16 protein-coding genes are annotated in these 20,142 nt (G+C 74.1%); 9 read left to right on the top strand and 7 right to left on the bottom strand.

The annotated features are described in order from the left end of the window. Window positions 1–71: 71 nt before the first annotated feature. Window positions 72–2,333 carry a non-ribosomal peptide synthetase gene (locus tag FHX73_RS38870; RefSeq protein WP_145910731.1) on the top strand — a complete coding sequence of 754 codons (2,262 nt, stop codon included), beginning with the start codon at window positions 72–74 and terminating at the stop codon, window positions 2,331–2,333. Between the two features lie 51 nt (window positions 2,334–2,384). Here FHX73_RS38870 and pabB read toward each other — a convergent pair whose 3' ends face one another. The 7 genes from pabB to FHX73_RS38835 form a co-directional block, all read right to left on the bottom strand. Beyond that, window positions 2,385–4,445 (bottom strand): aminodeoxychorismate synthase component I, encoded by a 2,061-nt coding sequence (pabB, locus tag FHX73_RS38865; RefSeq protein WP_145910730.1) that lies wholly within the window; start codon window positions 4,443–4,445, stop codon window positions 2,385–2,387. Then, window positions 4,426–6,135, bottom strand: coding sequence for an AMP-binding protein (locus tag FHX73_RS38860; protein ID WP_145910729.1), 1,710 nt, complete (start codon window positions 6,133–6,135; stop codon window positions 4,426–4,428). Before FHX73_RS38860 ends, pabB begins: the two co-directional genes overlap by 20 nt. A 62-nt stretch (window positions 6,136–6,197) precedes the next feature. Continuing rightward, complete coding sequence (locus FHX73_RS38855) at window positions 6,198–6,974, bottom strand: ketosynthase (protein WP_145910728.1); 777 nt, start codon at window positions 6,972–6,974, stop codon at window positions 6,198–6,200. Window positions 6,975–7,089: 115 nt separating this feature from the next. Continuing rightward, window positions 7,090–8,280, bottom strand: a complete 1,191-nt coding sequence (locus FHX73_RS38850) for a beta-ketoacyl-[acyl-carrier-protein] synthase family protein (RefSeq protein ID WP_145910727.1) — start codon at window positions 8,278–8,280, stop codon at window positions 7,090–7,092. A 92-nt stretch (window positions 8,281–8,372) separates the two neighbouring features. Continuing rightward, window positions 8,373–8,753 carry an acyl carrier protein gene (locus tag FHX73_RS38845; RefSeq protein ID WP_145910726.1) on the bottom strand — a complete coding sequence of 127 codons (381 nt, stop codon included), beginning with the start codon at window positions 8,751–8,753 and terminating at the stop codon, window positions 8,373–8,375. A gap of 10 nt (window positions 8,754–8,763) precedes the next feature. Then, window positions 8,764–9,858: a MupA/Atu3671 family FMN-dependent luciferase-like monooxygenase gene (locus FHX73_RS38840; RefSeq protein ID WP_145910725.1), complete on the bottom strand. Its 1,095-nt coding sequence runs from the start codon at window positions 9,856–9,858 to the stop codon at window positions 8,764–8,766. Continuing rightward, window positions 9,858–10,607, bottom strand: coding sequence for an SDR family oxidoreductase (locus FHX73_RS38835; RefSeq protein WP_145910724.1), 750 nt, complete (start codon window positions 10,605–10,607; stop codon window positions 9,858–9,860). The genes FHX73_RS38840 and FHX73_RS38835 overlap by 1 nt, the downstream gene beginning before the upstream one ends. A 456-nt stretch (window positions 10,608–11,063) precedes the next feature. Here FHX73_RS38835 and FHX73_RS38830 point away from each other — a divergent pair, with 456 nt between their 5' ends. The 8 genes from FHX73_RS38830 (at window position 11,064) to FHX73_RS38795 (ending at window position 20,036) form a co-directional block, all read left to right on the top strand. After that, a complete protein-coding gene (locus FHX73_RS38830; protein ID WP_145910723.1) occupies window positions 11,064–12,326 on the top strand; it encodes a PLP-dependent aminotransferase family protein in 1,263 nt (420 codons plus the stop codon). Then, the gene (locus tag FHX73_RS38825) at window positions 12,323–13,477 is read left to right on the top strand and encodes a glycosyltransferase (protein WP_145910722.1); all 1,155 of its coding nucleotides are present in this window, start codon (window positions 12,323–12,325) and stop codon (window positions 13,475–13,477) included. The genes FHX73_RS38830 and FHX73_RS38825 overlap by 4 nt, the downstream gene beginning before the upstream one ends. Window positions 13,478–13,523: 46 nt before the next feature. Next, window positions 13,524–14,669 (top strand): PLP-dependent aminotransferase family protein, encoded by a 1,146-nt coding sequence (locus FHX73_RS38820; protein ID WP_145910721.1) that lies wholly within the window; start codon window positions 13,524–13,526, stop codon window positions 14,667–14,669. Then, the gene (locus tag FHX73_RS38815; protein ID WP_145910720.1) at window positions 14,666–15,712 is read left to right on the top strand and encodes an NAD-dependent epimerase/dehydratase family protein; all 1,047 of its coding nucleotides are present in this window, start codon (window positions 14,666–14,668) and stop codon (window positions 15,710–15,712) included. Before FHX73_RS38820 ends, FHX73_RS38815 begins: the two co-directional genes overlap by 4 nt. Window positions 15,713–15,776: 64 nt before the next feature. After that, a complete protein-coding gene (locus FHX73_RS38810; RefSeq protein WP_145910719.1) occupies window positions 15,777–17,174 on the top strand; it encodes an NDP-hexose 2,3-dehydratase family protein in 1,398 nt (465 codons plus the stop codon). A 32-nt stretch (window positions 17,175–17,206) separates the two neighbouring features. Then, window positions 17,207–18,181 (top strand): clavaminate synthase Cs1, encoded by a 975-nt coding sequence (gene cs1, locus FHX73_RS38805; RefSeq protein ID WP_145910718.1) that lies wholly within the window; start codon window positions 17,207–17,209, stop codon window positions 18,179–18,181. An 11-nt stretch (window positions 18,182–18,192) separates the two neighbouring features. Continuing rightward, window positions 18,193–19,164: a Gfo/Idh/MocA family oxidoreductase gene (locus FHX73_RS38800; RefSeq protein ID WP_145910717.1), complete on the top strand. Its 972-nt coding sequence runs from the start codon at window positions 18,193–18,195 to the stop codon at window positions 19,162–19,164. A gap of 44 nt (window positions 19,165–19,208) precedes the next feature. After that, the gene (locus FHX73_RS38795; RefSeq protein ID WP_170305273.1) at window positions 19,209–20,036 is read left to right on the top strand and encodes a TauD/TfdA family dioxygenase; all 828 of its coding nucleotides are present in this window, start codon (window positions 19,209–19,211) and stop codon (window positions 20,034–20,036) included. Window positions 20,037–20,142: the final 106 nt, after the last annotated feature.

The following is a 20,142-nucleotide window of genomic DNA, read 5'->3' as shown; positions in this document are numbered from 1 at the left end:
GGATCCCGCCCGGCGCGCGGGGCCGTCGCCGCTACTCGTGTACCGCTACTCCCGCGAACGGAAGGCGACCCATGGCACCGGACAGCACGCCCACGCGGAACGCCGCGCACCGGACGCCACCGCCGGCCGGTGGCGAGCGCACCGGATTCCCCGCCGACCGTCCGGCCGCGCCGGGCGAGCCGCGCTGGGAGCGGCTGGACGTCGCGCTCGGCGCCGACCTGGAGCGACGCGTCGACGCCCTGAGCCACGGTTCCCCCCGATCGCTGCACCTCGTGCTGACCACCGCGGTGATCGCCCTGCTCCGCGCCTACACCGGGAGCGACGAGCTCGTGGTGGGGCAGCCGCCGCCGGTCGAGGAGCTGCCCGCGGACGCGGTGCGGGCCGGGACCGGAGCCGTCGTCCTGCGCTGCACCGCGACGGCGCGGGACACCTTCGCCACACTGCTGGAGACGGTCCGCGCCGCGGTCCTCGCCGGACCCGGCCACCAGGACCTCCCGGTGGCCGAGGTGGCCGTGGCCTTCGACGGCCTGCACGACCCGGCGTTCGCCGACTCGACCCGGGTGCCGCTGCTGTTCACCTTCGCCCGGGACGCGAACGGGACCGCGGTGCGGGTGCGCCACGACTCCCGGCGGCACACCCGCGCCGGGGTGGAGCGCCTCTGCCGGCACCTCCTGGTGCTGCTCGACCGGGCGAGCGCCGATCCCGCGAGCCCGCTGCGGGACATCACGCTGACCAGCCCGCAGGACCTCGCCCTGCTCGCCGGCTTCAACGCGACCGACCGCCCCTACGACCTCGACACGACCGTGCACGCCCGGTGCGCGGCCCGCGCCACCGCACAGCCCGACGCGATCGCCGTCGTCAGCGGTCGAGGGAGTACGACCTACGGCGAGTTGGACCGTCGCGCGAACGCCCTGGCCCGAACGCTGCAGGCACGCGGGGTCGGGACCGGGGACCGGGTCGCGGTCCTCCTGGAGCGCTCGGAGCTCATGCTGGTCGCCGTCCTGGCCGTGCTGAAGGCCGGCGCCGCCTACGTTCCCGTCGATCCCGCCTATCCCGCCGACCGGGTGGCGTTCGTGCTGCGCGACTGCGCCGCAAAGGTGGTCCTGGTCGCCGGTGCCGTCCCGGCGCAGGCCGCGCCGGGCGGCACGGTCGACCTGCGCGACCCGTCCGCGTACTCCCCCGTCACGACCGCGCCGACGCGGACATCCGGGCCCGGCGATCCGGCGTACGTCATCTACACCTCCGGTTCCACGGGCACGCCGAAGGGCGTGCTGGTGGAACACCGCTCGGTGGTGAACCGGCTGACCTGGATGCAGGAGGCCTACCCGCTGCGCGCCGGTGACGTCGTCCTGCAGAAGACCTCGATCTCCTTCGACGTCTCGGTGTGGGAACTGTTCTGGTGGATGTTCGAGGGCGCGACGGTCTGCCTGCCGGCGCCGGGCGACGAGCGCGACCCCGAAGCGATCATCGACGCCGTCGAGCAGCACCGGGTGAGCGTCCTGCACTTCGTCCCCACCATGTTGGCGGCGTTCCTCGACTACGTCGCCGAAACCGGGGAGGCTGCCCGGCTCGCCCCGCTGCGCCTGGTGTTCGCCAGCGGCGAGGCGCTGAGCCCGGCTCATGTGGCGGCCTTCCACCGGGTGCTGCGCCCCGGCGCGACCGGGCCGGACCTGGTGAACCTCTACGGTCCGACCGAAGCCACCGTCGACGTCAGCCACTTCCCGTGCACCGAGCCGGGCGCCACCGTGCCCATCGGGCGGCCCATCGCGAACACCCGCCTGTACGTCCTGGACGACGCGCGGCGGATCCAGCCGGTCGGTGTCCCGGGTGAACTGTGCATCGGCGGAGTCGGGTTGGCGCGCGGCTACCTGGGGCGGCCCGAGCTCACCGCGGACCGCTTCGTCGAGGCGCCGTTCCCCGGGGAGCCGCGCGTCTACCGCACCGGTGACCTCGCGCGCTGGCTGCCCGACGGCACTGTCGAGTACCTGGGCCGCGCCGACCACCAGGTGAAGATCCGCGGCTTCCGGGTCGAGCTCGGCGAGATCGAACACCGTCTCAGGTGGCTGCCGGAGGTGGCGGACGCCGCCGTCCTCGCGCTCGGCTCCCCGCCGACCCTGCACGCCTTCGTCGCCGCCCAGGAACCACCGGCCGCCGACCGTCTCCAGGACGCGCTGGCTGCGGTCCTGCCCGCGTTCATGGTCCCGAGGCACTTCACCGTGCTCGGGGCGCTGCCGCTCTCCCCCAACGGCAAGGTCGACCGCGGGCGGCTGGCCGTGCTCGCCGCCGAACCGGCTCCGGCTCCGGCTCCGGCTCCGGCCCGCGACGGTCGCTGACCCGGCCGCCGGGGCAGGGCCACCCGCCGCGGGCCGCCCTGCCCCGGGAGCTCAGTCGCCGTCCCCGGGGAAGGCCATGCCGAACAGGTTGAGCAGGGGTGCCGTCTTCACCCTGGTCTCCTCGAACTCGGCCCGGGCGTCGGAGAGCGTGGTGACGGCGCCTCCGGTCCCGAAGGAGACCTCGGTCCCGGTCATGACGACCGTCCTGATCACCACACTGAGGTCAGCGGCCCCGGTCAGCGAGAAGTAGCCCAGGGCACCGGAGTAGATCCCCCGGGGCCCCGCTTCGAGCCGGTCGATGATCTGCATGGTGCGGATCTTCGGCGCGCCCGTCATGGAACCGGGCGGGAAGGCCGCCCGCACGCAGTCCACGGCGCTGTGGTCCGGGCGCAGTCGGGCCCGCACCGTGCTGACCAGTTGGTGGACCGTCGCGTAGCTCTCGACCTCGAACAGCGGGTCGGCCCGCACCGAGGCGGCCTCCGCGCACCGGCTGAGGTCGTTGCGGACCAGGTCGACGATCATCAGGTTCTCGGCGCGGTCCTTGGGGTCGTTCGCGAGCTCATCGCGCAGCCGCTCGTCCTCGGACGCGGACCGCGACCGCGGCCGGGTGCCCTTGATCGGCTTGGACTCCACCGCCCCGTCGGCGCCGACCCGCAGGAACCGCTCGGGCGAGGAGCTGAGCACCGAGAACGGCCCGAACCGGAGCAGGGCGCCGAACGGGACGGGGTTCTGACGGCGCATCAGGCGATAGGCGTCCCACGGGCTGAAGGTTCCGGTGCCGTGCACCGTGTTGGTCAGGCAGATCTCGTAGGACTCGCCCGCGTCGATCTCCTTGTGGCACGCGCCGATCAGCTCCAGGTAGCGCCCCTTGTCGTGCCGCAGCCCCAGCGTGTCGAGCGTGCCGGGCGGGCCGGGGAGGTCAGCGCCGTCCTCTGCGCGGCCGGCCGCCGGGGCGGCCAGCTCCTCCAGGCTGCGCCGGGTCCGGTCGAACCACCGCGCCGCCGGCTCCGGGTCGTCGTCCACCAGGGCCAGCAGGTGGGTCTCGCCCAGCTCGTGGTCGAACACGACGGCGCGGTCGGCGAAGACCATCCCCGCGTCGGGGTGGGGAGCGCGGTGCGCGGACTCTCCGCCGCACTGCGCCTTCAGCTCGTACCCCAGGTACCCCACCCACCCGAGGGCGAAGTCGAACGGGAGCTCGGGCACCTCGGTCCGGTGGGCGCGCAGGTCGCGGTCGAGCCAGTCGAGGAACGGGCCGTCGACGACCTCCTGCCCGGCGGCGGAGCTGACGACGACGCAGCCGCGGTCCACGTGGGCCTCGGCCACCCGGGCCAGCGGCCCGGTGGCGTCCCCGAGGTAGGAGAACCGGCCGCCGCCCGGCCCGGTGCGGCTGCTGTCGAGCCAGAAGGCGTGCCGGGAGCCGGCGTGGAGCGCGGCGAACGCCTGCTCGGCCGGCACCTCGAACGGCAGCTTGCGCACGGCCACCCGCCGGCCGGGCCGGCGCTGCCCGGTCCCGGCCCCGGTCGCGCGCGGCGCGCCCGCCTCCCGGGTGAGCCGCATGAAGTTGCGCAGGATGCGCGGCCCGTGGCCGGTGCCGATCGACTCGGGGTGGAACTGCACGCCCCACAGCGGCCGGCTGCGGTGCCGCACGCCCATGAGCACCCCGCTGGGCGTCCAGGCGATGGCCTCCAGTTCGTCGGGCACCTCCGCCACTGCCAGCGAGTGGTAGCGGACCACGGTGAACGGCGAGGGCACGCCCGCGAAGAGGGCGTCACCAGTGTGTGCCACCGACGACTGGCGGCCGTGGTAGATCTCCGGCGCCGGGACGACCCGGGCGCCGTGGACGTGGCACAGCACCTGGTGGCCGAGGCAGACACCGAGCACCGGGATCCGCGCCCGCCGGACGACGTCGGCGCAGATGCCGACGTCCTCGGGCTCCGCCGGGTTCCCCGGGCCTGGCGAGAGGACGACGTTGTCGAAGTCGTCGAGCAGGGCCGGGTCCCAGCGGGGGTCGTCGTTCGTGATGACGGTCGGCGCGGATCCGTTGATCGCACCTATGCAGTGGGCCAGGTTGTGGGTGAAGGAGTCGTAGTTGTCAATGATCAGTGTGCGCACCGGTGTCCTCCCGCTGTCGAAGGGCCTCCCGGCTCCGGACCGCCTTCCCGTTCGGATTGCGCGGCAGTGCCCCGGAGAGCCGGAAGAGCTTGGGAACCTTGAAGTCGGACAGCCGCGACCGGCACCATTCGGCGAGGTCGGCCGCGCTGAGCCCGGCCTCGCCGCCGACGTGCGCCTCGATGGCGTCACCGAAGACGACCACTGCCTCCCGCACTCCGGGGTGGCGCAGCAGCGTCTCCTCGACCTCCGTCAGGTCGACCTTCAGGCCGCCGATCGTGACGACCGAGTCGGCCCGGCCGCGGTAGCTCAGGGTCCCGGTCACCGGGTCCAGGTCGCAGCGGTCGAAGGTCCGCAGCCAGCCGTCGTGGAACCGGTCGGCACGGTCCGACCAGAGGTAGGGCGTGACTCCGGTCCGCACCCGCAGCTCCCCGGCCACGACCCGCACCTGCGTCCCGGTGACCGGCCGGCCCAGCACGGGCGGCCGGGCGCCCGAGGTCAGGTCGGCGGCGATGATCCCGGTTTCGGTCGTGCCGTAGACCGGGCTGATCGGCACCCCGAACCGCTCGCGGAACCGGGTCCAGGTCCCGAGCGGCAGCGGTTCCCCGGCGGAGACCGCGAGCCGCAAGGACGGCACCGCGTCCGCCGGGGAGCGCGCGAGCAGGTCGAAGTGCACCGGCACGCCGAAGACCGCGGTCACCTCGGCCGCCCGGGCGGCCGCGAGCATCGTCGCGGCCCGGATCCGGGACGGGTACACCATCTGCGCACCGGAGTTCAGGCCGTGCAGGACTCCTCCGACCAGGCCCATGGTGTGGATGACGGAGTTCAGCAGCAGGACCCGGTCCCCGGCCCCCGGCATGCCCGGCAGCACGGCGTAGCGCTCCAGTTCCGCCAGCAGGGCGTCAGGGCCGCGGCCGATCACCTTCGGTTGCCCGGTGGAGCCGGAGGTCGCCTGCACCAGGCAGACGTCCGGCGCGGCCGGACGCCCCGTCGCGCGGCGTACCAGGGTGAACGGCACCTCCTCCGCCAGGTACCTGGTCACGGGGGACACGGGCGCGGCACGGAGCAGGAAGCGCGGTTCGCAGATCCGCAGCAGGCGGTCGACCTCGGGGGCGGTCGACCGCACGTCGATGAGCATGACCTGGGCGCCGCGGGTCCACGCGGCGAGCATCGCGTACAGCAGGGTCAGACTGGGCGGCATGCACAGCGCGACGGAGGAGCCGTCGCCCACCCCCTCGGCCGCCAGCCGCACCGCCAGGGCGCCGACGCGCTCCCGCAACTCCCCGTAGCTGATGGCGCGTTCGGCCAAGGCCCAGACGTCCTCGTCGGGCCGTCGGCCGAGCACCTGCTCGCCCCACCAGGAGGGCGCGGTGCCGCCGGAGGCCGCCGGGGCCGGGGGGGCCGGCGGGGCCGGCGGGAGAGCCGGGGCCGTCGGGGGCGGGAGGTCCGGCGGCACGGGCTCTCCCGCGCGGGTCGCCAGGTAGTCGTGCAGAGCCCTGACCGAGGTGAACGAGGCGAGGTCCGCGTACCCGGGCGCGATCCGGATGCCGTGCCGCTCCTCCAGTTGGTGGGTGATCGTGACCAGTGCGAACGAGTCGACCGTGATGGGGCTGTCGAACTCGACGGCTCCCGGGTCGTCGGCCACGCTCAGGCATTCCGCCACGAGCCCTCGCAGGGCCTCAAGAGTGATCATCTGGGTTTCCTTGTCCGCCGGACCGGGGCGCGCGTGCCGCGGTCCGGCCGTTGAAGTCCCGGTCACCGGGGGAGCCGGTAGGTGTGGGCCGCGGGCTGCCCGGCGCGCACGGCGGCGCACAGCGCCAGGAACCCGCCGAGCCAGCCGAGCGGTCCCGCCGAGCCGTCGTCCTCCTCGAAGACCCGACCGGCGGGTGCCGGTGAGAGCGTGAGCCGCGTCGCCCCGGTGCCGGGATCGAACCGGCGCAGCAGCAGGGCGGCCGCGGCGTCCCCGGCCGGCAGCCGGTGCCGCCAGCCCGCCGCTGCGGCCGACTCGCCGGCCCGGCGCACCCGTTCGGTCGGCGCGGTCTCGACCCCGATGACCAGCACCTGGTGCAGCTCCGGGTCGTCCAGGAGGGCGTCGGCGATCCCGAGCGCCTCCCCCGCCGGATCGCGGACCGCCGAGACGCAGGTGAGCGGCCCGTGGATGCCGTGACGCCGGGTCAGCTGACCGAGGATCGAGGTGCTGACGGACTGGAAGAACATCAGCGGATTGGTGATCCTGCCCTCGACGGTCCACCGGCTCGCGGTGTCCGCCGTGACCGCGTCGCCGTGCACCGTCGCCAGCACGATCGCGGTGCCGGCGCCGTGCGGCCCGACATGGTGGGCCGCAGTGCCCGGGGTCTCCAGGCAGGCCGTCGCCACCGCGTGCACCAGCGGGCCGAACCGCGAGACGGCGAACCCCACGATCCGGGGGAGCTCCACGGGAGCCGCCCCGGGCAGGCCGGCCGCCGCGTCCCCCCAGGGGACCAGGCAGGAGGCGGCCACCGCGGCGCGGTGGGAGATCGGGGCTGGCGGCATGGCCTTCCTTTGCGAGTGGTGCCTCTGTGGCTGGTGCCGCTGCGAGCGGTGCCGCTGCGACTGGTGTGCGGGCGACTCGGCGTCCGGTTCCTCCGCTGCTCGGCGGAGGAACCGGTCACCGGGGCTGCGGGGCCCCCAGGACGAGGGCCGCGTTGGCGCCCCCGAACGCGGCGTTGAGCGACAGCGCCCGCGCGGCGGTCAGCGGCCTCGCGGCGAGCGGAACGCAGTCGAGCGGGCAGTCGGGGTCCGCGCCGAGGAACCCGGCGGTGGGGGGCACTCGTCCGTCCGCCAGCGCCAGCAGCGTGATGACGGCCTCGACGGCCCCGGTCGCCTCCAACATGTGCCCGGTGGTGCTCTTGGTCGAGCTCACCGGGACCGCGCCGGCCTGGTCGCCGAACACCTGACGCATCATCAGCGCCTCGGCGGCGTCGCCCTGCGGTGTGCCCGTGCCGTGCGCGTTGACGTACCCGATGTGCTCGGCGCCGAGGCCGGCCCGCCGCAGGGCGGCCAGCGCGGCGGCGGCCAGGCCGCGCCCCTGCGGGTGCGGCCGCACGGGATGGTGGGCGTCCGCGGACAGACCCCAGCCGAGGACGCTGCCGTACGGGCGGGCGCCGCGCCGCCGCGCGTGCTCCGCCGACTCCAGCACCAGCACCGCGGCGCCGTCGCCGTGCAGCAGCCCCTGCCGGCCCGCCGAGAACGGGCGCATCACCGGCTCGACGGTGAGCGCCTGCCCGGAGTCGAACCTCGCGAAGTCGTCCTCGTTGACCAGGTTGGCGCCGCCGCAGACCACCGAGCTCGCCCGCCCCGTGCTGATCAGCTGGGCGCCGTACGCGATCGCGTTGGTCGCCGCCACGCAGGCGTTGACGAAGGCCAACCGGGGCCGCCCGAGCCGGAACTCCTCGCCGATGACCTCCGGCAGCGCCCCCGGCAGGGTGTCCAGCACCCCGGCCGCGCCGGGCCGGTCCCCGTTCGCGTGCGCCGCCCAGAAGCCGAGGTTCGCCGCGTGGTCCCCGCCGGTGCCCAGGAGCACGGGCGCGCCCGCGCCGTCCTGGCCCGCCCGGTCCAGCGCCTGGGCCACGCAGGCGCGCAGGACGGCCAGTTGGGTGAGCGCCGGGTCCGGGTGCTGGGCAGCGTACCGCGCGCGGTACGGCGCCGGGTCGAACCTGGTGACCTTCGCGAAGGCCGGCCGCCCGGCGAACACCCCTGCCCTGAGCACCTGCGCACCGAACCCGAACGCCGTGAACACTCCGTAGCCCGTGACGACGACCTCGTGCACGCTGGGCACCTCCAGGTAGTGGAACCCCATGTTCCCGCCGGGTCCCGGGCCCCGCCTACTGGCCCTTCGGCCACGGGGCACCGGCCGGACCCGCCCGGTCCGGGGCGCCCGCCGGCCCGCGCTCAGTCGTCGCCGCTGATCCGCGCGGCGACCGCCACCGGATGCTCCGTCAGCAGGTGGTGCATCAGGTCCCGCAGTGACGGATGGTCGAAGACGACCTCCGGCTCCAGGTCGATGCCGTACACCACCCCGATCTCCGCCATCAGGTAGACCAGGGAAACGGAGTCGAACCCGATGCTCATCAGCTCCGCGGCGAACTCGACCTCGCCGGGTTCGACCAGGAGGAACCCGCACGCGGCCAGCCGCAGGTCCTGCTCGACGACGGCTGCGGCGCCGCCCGGAGCCGTGCCCGCGGTCCGGTGGCTGGTGTCGGTGCCCCCTACCGGAGGGGCCGCGCGGGCCGCGGTCACCGGTTCCGTGGGCAGCGTGGGCTGTGACTCCATCGTGTTCCCTTCAGGACTGCTGGGTCAGGTCCGCACGGAGGCGGGCGAGTTCGGAGACGGTCGCCAGCACCGTGCGGCGCGGGAGGCCGAAGTCGACGAGGCAGGCGAGCTCGTCGGCGCCCGCGGCGTACATCCGCCGCATCGCCGCCGCCACCTCGGTCGGGTCCCCGATCAACGAGCGTCCGCGCAGGTAGCGTTGGACGGCGAAGTCGAGGCTCCTCGCCCGGACCGCCGGGTCGGTCCGGGCGTCCTGCTGGCCGAGGTAGGCCGCCAGGTAGCGCCGCAGCGGTCCTTCCGCCTCACGCCTGGTCCGCGCCCCGTCGGTCCCGATCGCCGTGTGCACCATCAGCGACACCCGCCCCCGGCCCCCGTGGTGCGCGGCGAAAGCGTCGCGGTACAGGCCGATCAGCTCGACCAGGCGCTCCTCGGCGAAGGTCCCGTAACCGGTGAGCAGCCCGGCGCCCACCTCGCCCGCGTGGACGAAGGTGCCCGGGCTGCCACCCGCGGTGATCCAGTGCGGCAGGCTGGGCTGCACCGGCCGGGGGTAGGTGAGCACGGAGTACTCGGCGTCGCCCGGGCCCGACAGGGTCACCGGCCGCCGGGCCCACAGGTCCTGGACGGTCCGCCAGTTCTCCCGGGCCCGGTCCGCGCGGTCGGCGAAGCCGTCGGGGGCCAGCACGAAGTCCCTCGGGTTCCAGCCGGTGGCCGACGACACCTCCACCCGCCCGTCGGACAGGTTGTCCACCACGGCCCACTCCTCGGCCACCCGCAGCGGATCGTGCAGGGGCAGCACCACACTGCCGGCCCGGATCCGGATGACGGTGGTGCGCACCGCCAGCGCGGCCGCCAGCACGGCCGGGTTGGGGTGGCCCCCGCCGAACGGGGTGAAGTGCCGCTCGGGCAGCCAGACGAAGTCGAGGCCCTGCTCGTCGGCCGACACGGCCGCGTCCAGCAGCAGGCGGTAGGCGGCGCGGTCGTCCGGCTGCGGTGCCCCGGCCGGGAGCGGCCCGGCAGGGGGCGGCCCGGCGGGTTCGTCCGAGGCGGAGAGCCGCCCGGCCGGATCCGCCAGGGCCGAGAAGAAGTACAGGCCGATTCCGTGCGCCATCAGAGCGCACCGCCCGAGGCCCGCAGGTTCTGGCCGGTCACCCAGCGCGAGTCCGGGCCGGCCAGGAAGCCGACGACGTCGGCGATGTCCTGCGGCCTGGCGAGCCGGCCGAAGGCGTTGGACCTGCCCCACTGCCGGAGCACCTCCGGCGCGACCGTGGCGCTGACCCGCTCCGTCTCCACCGCGCCGGGCGCGACGCTGTTGACGGTGATCCCGCGCCGGGAGAACTCCTTCGCCGCCACCCGGGTCAACTGCTCGACGGCAGCCTTGCTCGCGGAGTACGCGGCCTGCGAAGGGTGCGCGAGGGCGGTCGCGGTGGAGGACACGTTGATCACCCGGCCGCCCTCGCGCAGGCGGTGGACCGCCTGCTGCAGGGCGAAGAAGGTCCCCTTGAGGTTGACCGCCAGGACGTCGTCGAAGAGCTCCTCCGAACTGTCCGCCAGGGTGCCGCGCCGCATCACGGCCGCGTTGTTCACCAGGATGTCCAGGCCGCCGACCAGGGCCTCGGCCCGGTCGAACAGGTGCGCCACCTCCGCGACCCGGGTCAGGTCGGCCCGCACCGCGTGCATCCGCCCGTCGCCGTGCTCGGCGTCGCACTCCGCGACCGCGTCCAGCGCCGTCCGGTCGTCCTCCCGGTACCCGATCACCACCAGCGCGCCGTCCCGGACGAGCCGCTGGGCTATGCCCTTCCCGACGCCCCGCGATCCTCCGGTGACGAGCGCGGTCTTGCCTTCGAGGGGACCGTTCATCGGTCTGGCTCCTTCCGGCTCCCGACATCGGCAGGGGACGGCGAAAATTGGTGGAGGAGACGGCGGAAAACAGCTGCGCCGGCGGACCGCATTCGGCGGTCCGATGATTTCTGCGCGCCACCCTGGCACGCCCTCCGGATTTCCGTCAAGGCCGGTCCGACCGGTTTCCGCAAGCCTTGCCGCAGGGGCTTTCCGTGCCGTCCCAGCGCTGGCCGCGGCTGCCTCCGGCATCTCCGGAGCCGCCTGATCGACCACATCATGGCTGGTCAGAGCGGATTTCGCGCGGGCGGACCGGCCGAACCGCCGACGACGAAGTGACGGTGGACAGCCGGTCCGCGCACCCAGAAGAATGGGTGGTCACGCAACGCGGCGAATGGGTTCACTTCACTCCACGGATATCAGGCACGTGAATCGCCCGACAATGCTCGACAACAAACGCACTCGGGGGATCCGGGCATGACTGGTATCAGAGAGATCCGCGAACTCGTGGACCGTTTCCGCGCGCAGGAGGAGGCGGCGGACGGCGCCGTCAACCTGGTGCCGAGCGAGAACCGGCTCTCGCCGCTGGCCCGGCTGCCGCTCGCCACCGACTACTACAACCGGTACTTCTTCAACGACGCGCTCTCCCCCGGGTTCTGGCAGTTCCGGGGCGGCCAGGCCGTGGCCGAGATCGAGACGGACCTCGCGGTCGGCGGGCTGAGCCGGCTGGCCCGCGCGCCATACGTCAACGAGCGCCCGATCTCCGGGCTGTCGGCCATGATGATGGCGCTGGCCGGCCTCGGCGGGCAGCCGGGCGCAACGGTCGTCTCGGTCGACGCCGCGTCCGGCGGGCACTACGCCACAGCGGACCTGGCCCGCCGGCTCGGCTTCTCGTCGGCGACGGTCCCGGTGATCCGCGGCCGGGTCGACGAGCACCGGCTCGGGCAGCTGCTGCGCGAGCTCGCACCGGAACTCGTCTACCTGGACCTGCAGAACAGCCGCCACGAGCTCGACGTCGCCCGGGTGTCGGAGCTCATCGCGGCGCACTCCCCGCAGACCCTGCTGCACGTGGACTGCAGCCACACGATGGGGCTGATCCTCGCGGGCGCCCTCGGCAACCCGCTCGACGCCGGCGCCGACACGATGGGCGGCTCCACGCACAAGAGCTTCCCCGGGCCGCACAAGGGGGTGCTGTTCACCCGCGACCCGGAGCTGCACCGGCGGTTGAAGGACGCGCAGTTCACCATGCTCAGCAGCCACCACTTCGCCGAGACGCTCGCGCTGGGGCTGGCCGCCGCCGAGTTCGAGCACTTCGGCCCGGCGTACGCGCAGCAGGTGCTCGCCAACGCCCGGCTGTTCGGCAAGCTGCTGACGGCGGACGGGTTCGACGTCGCCGCGGACGAGGACGGACACATCACCAGCACCCACCAGCTCTGGGTGCGGATCGGGGACGCGGAGCGGACCGACGCCTTCTCGCAGGCCCTGTACGAGCACGGGATCCGGGTCAACGTCCAGGTGGACCTGCCCGGCCTGCCGGGGCCGGTGCTCCGCCTCGGGATCAACGAGCTCACCTTCGTCGGCGGCCGCGAGCCCGCCGTGCACGCGCTGGCCCGGGAGTTCACCGACGCCCGGGCCGGCCTGCGCCGGGACGGCGGCGGCAGCCGGCGCGTCCGCGAGGAGTGCGGCCCGCCCTTCTACTTCACCGAGTTCGCCGACCCGACGGCGCCGGCCGCGCGATGACCGGCCGACCGATCATCGTCGTCGACGCGGGTTCCTACGCGCTCTCCGGGACCGCCATCGCCGGCGTGGGCCAGCGGTTGGCGGAGATCGCCCAGGTGCTGGGCGATCGGTACACCGTGCGGGTGATCGCCGCGCCCGCCGCGGACACCGTCGACCTCGGGGCGGCCCAGCAGGTCGCGCCGGGCGGGGAGGCGGCCCGGGCCATCGCCGCCGCCGACGCCGTGCTCTTCTTCGACACCCCGGACCGCGACCGGATCGAACTCGCCGTCGCCCACCGCAAACTGATCATCGGTGAGTGCCGGGCGCCGATCGAGCACATGAGCTACCCGTCGGTCCTCGCCTGCGCCGACCCCACCGGCGAGCACCAGCGGTTCCTCGGCACCTACCGGCGGATGCTGCAGGTGACGCACCACTTCCTGTGCCGCTCCCAGGTCGAGCGGGCGGCGCTGCTGTCGACGCTGTGCGCGTTCGGCCGGATCACCCCGGCCGACACCGCGCGGTCCGCGACCCTGGACCACCTGGTCTCCACCGTGCCGGTCGGGTTCAGCCGGCGGGGCATGGCGGCGGCGGACGCGGCCGAACCAGTGCATCTGGCGGACTTCCTGTGGACCGGCGGCATCTGGTCCTTCTTCGAGCCGCTCATGCTGGTCGAGGCCGTGCGGATCCTGCGCGACCGCGGCGTGCCCGCCTCGGCCGCCTTCCTGCACGCGGCTCCCACCCCGGACACCCGGGCCACCATCGGCGAACTCGCGCGGTCGATCGCTGAGTTCGGGCTCGACGACCGCGTCCTCCTGCACACCGAGCCGCTCGCGCTCCCGGACCGCGACCAGTACGTCAAGTCCGCGCGGGCGTACGTCTGCATCGCCAAGCGCGGCGCGGAGAACGAGACCGGGACCCGGCTGCGCCTGCGCGACACCTGGCTGCACGGCGTACCCACGGTGATCGACCCGCACGGCATCTCCGGTGACCTGGTCGCACACGAACGACTGGGCGTGGTCCTGCACGAGCCGAGCGCCGAGAGCCTCGCCGACGCGCTCCAGCAGGTGCAGGAGGGCGCGGTCGACCGGCCCGGCCGGCGGATGGAACGGCTCTACGAGAACAGCCTGGCCGCCTTCATGGACTGGTTGGACAGGGAACTGCGCCGTGGCTGAGCCGCACCTCCCCCCGAATGTCACCCGGCGAACAGGGAGCCACATCATGGATTACCGCGACCTCGGCGTCACGCCCGTCGTCAGCGCACAGGCCAACTCGACCCCGCTGGGCGGCTGCACGCTCAGCGACGGGGTCATCGCGGCGATGGGCAGCGCCGCCCGGTCGCACGTCGACATGGACGAACTCTGGCGGGCCGCCGGCGAGTTCCTCGCCGTGGTGACCGGCGCCGCGGACGCCTGCCCGGTCACCGGTGCGGCCGCCGGCATGGCGATCGCGGTGGCCGCCTGCGTCGCGGGGACGGACCCGCTGCGGGTGCGGCAGCTGCCCGACCCCGGTGACCGGCCCAACGAGGTCGTGCTGCAGAAGGGCCACTCGATCAGCTACGGGGGCGCGCCCATCACCCAGATGATCGCGCTGGGCGGCGGCCGGACCGTGGAGGTCGGCGCCGTGAACGAGACCCTGCCCAGCCACGTCGCCGGCGCCATCACGGCACGGACCGCCGCGCTGGTCTACGTCACCTCCACCACCCACGCGATCCACCGCAGGGGCGTCCCACTCACCGAACTGGTCGCCATCGGCCGCACGCACGGCGTCCCGGTGATCGTGGACGCGGCGGGCGAGAGCGACCTGCGGGCCTGGGTGGCCGCCGGGGCCGACCTGGTGATCTACAGCGGTCCCAAGATGCTGGGCGCGCCCACCTCCGGGTTCATCTGCGGCAGCGCCGGGCTCGTCGCGGCCTGCCGCGCGCAGTACCTCGGCATCGCCCGGCCGATGAAGGTCGGCAAGGAGAACCTGATGGGCCTGCTCCAGGCCGTCCGGGAGTACACCGACGTCCCGGAGGCGGAGCGGTCCGCGGCGCAGCACGCGCGGATGGCCGCCCTCGCGGCCCGGCTCGGCGAACTCCCCGGCCTGTCCGCCCGGGTGACCCAGGACGAGTCCGGGCGGCCGATCCACCGCGTGACGCTGACCGTCGACCCCGCCGCGGCCGGGCTCGGCGCCGCCGAGCTGGCCGCGGCGATGACGGCGGGCGACCCGGCCATCCACCTGCGCGACTTCAAGCTGCACCTGGGCGTGCTGGAGGTCGACCCGCGCGCGCTCAGCACCGACGGCGAGGAGGCGGTCGTGCGGCGGTTGGCGGAACTACTGCCGGAGCGCGGCGCCGCGCGGACCGTCGCGGGGGCCGCGCGGTGAAGCGGATCGCGGTGAAGCGGATCGCGGTGAAGCGGATCGCGGTGAAGCGGATCGCGGTGATCGGGGCGGGGTTCCTGGGCAGCGCCCTCGCCCTGGGCGCGGCGCGCCGCGGCTGGCACGCCACCGTGATCGGCCGTTCCGACCCCTTCGCCACCGGGCAGGCGGACCCCGGGCCGGGCGTGATCCGGCTGCTGTCCGGCGACGGCGTCGAGCGCCTGCCGCAGGCGCTCGGCGCGGACCGGGACGGCGACCGGACCGAGGACGGGGCCGGGGACAGCGGGCTGGACGCGCTCGTCATCGCGGCCGGCGGCCGCTTCCCGCTGCCCTCCGCGGCGGCACCCGCGGCCGACGCGATCGGGACGCTCTCGCTCGTGATCGGGATCTGCGAGGGGGTGCGCGCCCTCAGCCCCGGAACGAGGGTCTTCTTCCTGTCCTCCGCCGGTGCCGTCTACCCGCCCGGCGAGGGCCTGCGGCGCGAGTCCGAGCCGGGTGAGCCCACCTCGCCCTACGGGATGTCGCGGCGGGTGGGCGAGGAGTACCTGGAGTACTACCGGCGGGTGCACGGCCTGTCGACGCACTCGCTGCGCTGCGCGAACATCTACGGCCGCCTGCTACCGCCGTCGCGCGGGCAGGGGGTGGTATCGGCGGCGTTCTGGAGCGCCCTGACCGGGCAGCCGTTCACCCTGCACGGCGACGGACGGCAGACCAGGGACTTCCTGTACGTCGACGACCTCGTGGCCGCGACGCTCGACCTGGTCGCGCTCGACCCGGCCGCGCTGGGCCGGGAGCTGCCCGCAACGATCAACGTAGGTACTGGCGAGGGCAGTTCCATCACCGAGGTGCTCGCCGCGGTCGGCGCCGCCACCGGGCGCACCGTCGCCACCGCGCCCGGCCCGCATGCGCTCACCGACACCGGCGACCTGGTGGTCGACGTGTCGCTGCTGCGCGGCCTCACCGGTTTCGAGCCGCGCGGCCTCGCCGCCGGCATCAGGCTGATGGCCCGCGAGATCGCGGCCTCGGGCGGTTCCCCCGAGCGCCCATGACCGTCCCCGAACGTCCCTGACCTCCCGTCGGGCCCCGTCGACGCGGCCGGAAGAGAGCTACCCCATGCGCACCGAGACACCCCGCTCCGCCGGGCTCCTGGCGTCCTCGCTGGTCCTGAACACTCCGCAGACGCCCGACGCCGACGCCTTCCTCGAAGCCCGTGCGGCCCGAACGGGACACCTCGTCACGGAGGTCCCGTTGGACGCGCTGACCGACTGGCGGCTGGACGACCGCCTCTCGCACGTGTCCGGCCGCTTCTTCACGGTCGAGGGGCTCTCGGTCCGCACGGACTTCGGGCCGGTTCCCCAGTGGAGCCAACCGGTCATCGTGCAACCGGAGATCGGCATCCTCGGGATCATCACCAAGCGGATCGACGGCGTCCCGTGCTTCCTGATGCAGGCGAAGCTGGAACCGGGCAATACCGAACTGGTCCAGTACGCCGCGACCGTCCAGGCCACTCCCAGCAACTACCAGCGCGTGCACGGCGGTCGATCCACCCCGTACCTGGAGTACTTCCGCGAGCACACCGGACGGCGGATCGTCTTCGACCAGCTGCTGTCCGAGCACGCCTCCTGGTACCTGCACAAGCGCAACCGCAACATGATCGTCGAGGTCCCCGAGGACGAGGACGTCCCGGTGGGCGACGACTTCGCCTGGTTGACGCTCGGTCAGCTGCGCGGGCAGCTCCAGCGGGGCAACCGGGTGAACATGAACGCGCGCACGGTACTGTCGGGCCTCTCCTACCGCACCGGGGCCGGCCCGGAGGACGACCCGCACTCCGGCGACGTCCCCGGGGACGCGTTCCAGCGCCAGGTCGTCGCCTCGCACCGGGCCGGCTGCTCGGACGCCGACCTACGCGCCGCGATGACCTGGCTCATCGACCAGAAGGCGCGGTTCAGCCTGGACGTGCGGCGGGTCGGCCTGGGCGAACTGGACGACTGGGTGTGCGGCCCGGACGGCATCCGCCACCGCGAGGGCCGCTCCTTCCGGATCGTCGGGCTGTCGGTCGCGGCCGCCAGCCGGGAGGTCGGCAGCTGGTCCCAGCCGGTGCTGGAGCCGACGCCCGGCAACGTCGTGGCCCTGGTCTGCCGACGCCGCGCGGGAGTGCTCCAGGTCCTCGTCCAGGCGATGGTCCAGCCCGGCCTCACCGACCGGCTGGAGCTGGCCGCGACCGTGCAACTGACCCCCGGCGGCCTGCGCGGCCCGGAGGACCTCCCGCCGCTGGTGGAGTACCTCGAAGCGCCCGAGCCCTGGATCCGCCTGCGGAGCCTCCAGTCGGAGGACGGCGGGCGGTTCCTCCGCGCGGACACCGAACACCTGGTCATCGAGGTCCCGGAGGACCACCGGGTCGAGGCGCCCGACAACTACCGGTGGATGACCCTGGGCCTGCTCAACCGGCTGATCCGCTCGGGCTACTACGTCAACGTCGAGGCCCGCAGCCTCGTCGCCTGCATGCTCTGAACCCGCGCCACACGGAAGGAAGCTGGTCAACCGTGACCTCATCCACCATCGACTGCACTCCGTACCGGGCGGAGCTGCTCGCCCTCGCCGCGGCGCTGCCCCCGGTGCCGCGGGCCGACCTGCCCGCCTTCCTCGCGGAGGCGATCCGGCTGGCGGACCGGCTCCCGCATCAACTGCGCCGGGCCATCGATGAGTTCAACGCCGACGGCAATCTGGACGGCTACCTGCTGCTGCGCGGCCTGCCGGTCGAGCCGGAGGCCGTGCTGCCGCCCACCCCGGTGTCCGGCCCGCCGCCGGAGGACCGGCCGCTACTGGCCATGGAGGCCATGCTCTGCGTCGTCGGCGGCGCACTGGGGCTGCTGACCGCCTACGACCAGGGCTACGGGAACCGCCGCTCCCTCACCGTGCTGCACGAGCTGTTCCCGACGCCCGAGGCGCACCCGCTGTCGGGAGCGACTTCCACCACCCAGCTGGAGTTCCACACGGACCTCTCGCACCACGCCCGCCAGCCGAACTACATCCTGCTGTCCTGCTCGCGCGGCGACCACGAGGGCAGGGCCGCGACCCTGATCGGCTCGATCCGCAAGGCGCTGCCACTGCTCGGCGATCAGGTGCGGGAACACCTGTACGACCGAGTGTTCACCCGGCAGTTCGACGCCGAGGACCTCGCCCTCACGGTCAACGTCAAGCCGCTGTACGGCGCCCAGGAGGACCCGTACGTCAGCTTCAACCGGTCGTTCCTCACCGCCGAGACGCCGGAGGACCTCGCCGCCCTGGACGCGCTGTCGCAGGCCCTGACCCAGGTCGTCGAGCCGGTCCTGCTGACCCGGGGCGACCTGCTGGTCATGGACAACTTCCGGATCGCGCACGGGCGGGCCCCGTTCACCGCGCGCTGGGACGGCAAGGACCGCTGGCTGCACCGGGCCTACGTCCGCACCGACCGGAACGGCCAGCTGTCCGGCGGCGAGCGGCCGGGCGACGTCGTCCCCTTCCTCCCCCGCCGCTGACCGCCGCCGCCATGGAGCTACTGCTGATCGGCGTGTCGCGGTTCGCCCGACGGCGCGTGCTGCCGGCCGCCGCTGCCCTCCCCGGGATCGAGCGGATCAACGTGGCCAGCACGCACGCACGCGCACACGACCTCGCGGACGTGCCGAAGCTCGGCACGGTGCACCCGGACTGGAGCCGGGCGCTGGCGCTCACCCGCCCCGGGGTGGTCTACGTCTCGCTGGTCAACGGCGACCACGCCCGGGTGGTCCGCCAGGCCCTCGACCACGGGCACCACGTGGTGGTCGACAAGCCGGCCCTGCCCGACCCGGAGACCGCCGAGCGGCTGGTGGCGCTGGCCCGGTCGTCCTCGCTCGTCCTCGCCGAGGCCACCTGCTACGCCTTCCACCCGCTGTTCGCGGCGATCCGGGAGCTCCTCGCCGACCTCGGCGCGCAAGTCACCACGGCCGTGGCGGCCTTCACGCCGCCCGTCCCGCCCGACGACTGGCGCCACGACCGGGCCAGGGGCGGCGGGGCGGTGTCCGACACCGGCCCCTACGCGGTCTCGCTCGGCCGGGTGCTGTGGGGCACGGAGCCCGAGCGGATCGAGGTCGTGGTGGGCGACCGCACCGCCGACGCGCTGGAGACCTCGTACGGCATGCTCGCCGGCTACCCCGGCGGGCGCACCGTGCTCGGCCAGTTCGGGTTCACCAGTGGTTACCAGAACCTGGTCCGGCTGACCGGCCCAGGATTCGCGATCGAGGTCGAACGGCCCTTCTCCGCACCGCCGGGCACGACGGTGGCCCTGCACGTCCAGGTCGGCGACCAGGCCTACCGGCGAACCGTGCAACCCGCCGACAGCATGCGGGAGTTCCTGGACGAGGTGCTCACCGCCACCCGCACGGGCTCACCGGCCTTCGGCGCCGCCCTGCTCAGCGATGCCCGGGCACTGGCCCGGCTACGGCGGGCGGCGGCGCCACCACCGGACCGCGGCGGTACTCGATGAACAGCAACAGCCACGCGTCACACGAGCCTGCGGGAGGTCACAGCGTGCACCAGGTGCAAGCCGACTACCGGATGCCACGGGCCGAACAGCCCGTGGACTTCACCGAGCGCGGGGCCGCGGGCCGGCTCGCACGCGGCATCGAGGAGCACGGGTTCGCCGTAGCCACGCTGGCGGGGGCCGCCGAGCCGAGCGCCGCACTCACGGTGCTCTCCACGGCACTGCGCCTCGGCGACCCCTACGTCCCGGCCCTCTACCGCTACGCCGAAACGCGGGACTACGCCGCCTCCTACACCGACATCCGCAGCAACCCGAACGACCGGCACCCGGGCTTCAGCACCACGGCGGGCCAGGCCTGGCACGTGGACGGCCTCCTCGACGAGATCGGCCGGATCAAGACCACCATCCTCTACTGCGTCCGCGCGGCCCACCGCGGCGGGGACACCCTGCTCTTCAACTCGGTGGCCGCCTTCGCCGAACTCCGCGCACAGGACCCGGCCGCGGCCCGCACGCTGCTCTCCCCCACGGTGCTCAACCGCCGCTCCACCATCCCCGCCATCGAAGTGAGCGCCACCGGCCCGGCGTTCTCGGTCGACGAGACGGGCAACCTCATCACCCGCTACACGGACAACGAGACCTGCACCTGGAACCCCGACGCCGGCCCGCCCGGCACCCTGGCCCGGGCTCTCGCCTTCCTCCGGGCCGCCTGCGACGACCCCCGCTACCGCCTGGCCCTGCGCCTGGCCCCCGGCCAGGCGCTGGTCTTCCGCAACGACCGCCTCGCCCACGGCCGCCAGCCCTACGAGGACCGGCCCGGCGCCCGGCGCCACCTGGTCCGCGCACTCTTCGCGAACGCCCCCGCGGCGTCCGGCTGAGCGGACCGTCGGCTCTCGACCACCACCCGGTCCTGCTCGACCAGGGTCTCCTGGAGGGCCACAGAGCCACGGTCGTCACCGTCGAGGTCGAAGTCCTTGGAGCGCG

This window comes from Kitasatospora viridis, assembly GCF_007829815.1.
GTDB classification, from domain to species: Bacteria; Actinomycetota; Actinomycetes; order Streptomycetales; family Streptomycetaceae; genus Kitasatospora; species Kitasatospora viridis.
Note: the sequence above shows the minus strand (reverse complement) of the source record. Positions and strands in the feature narration are given on the sequence as shown.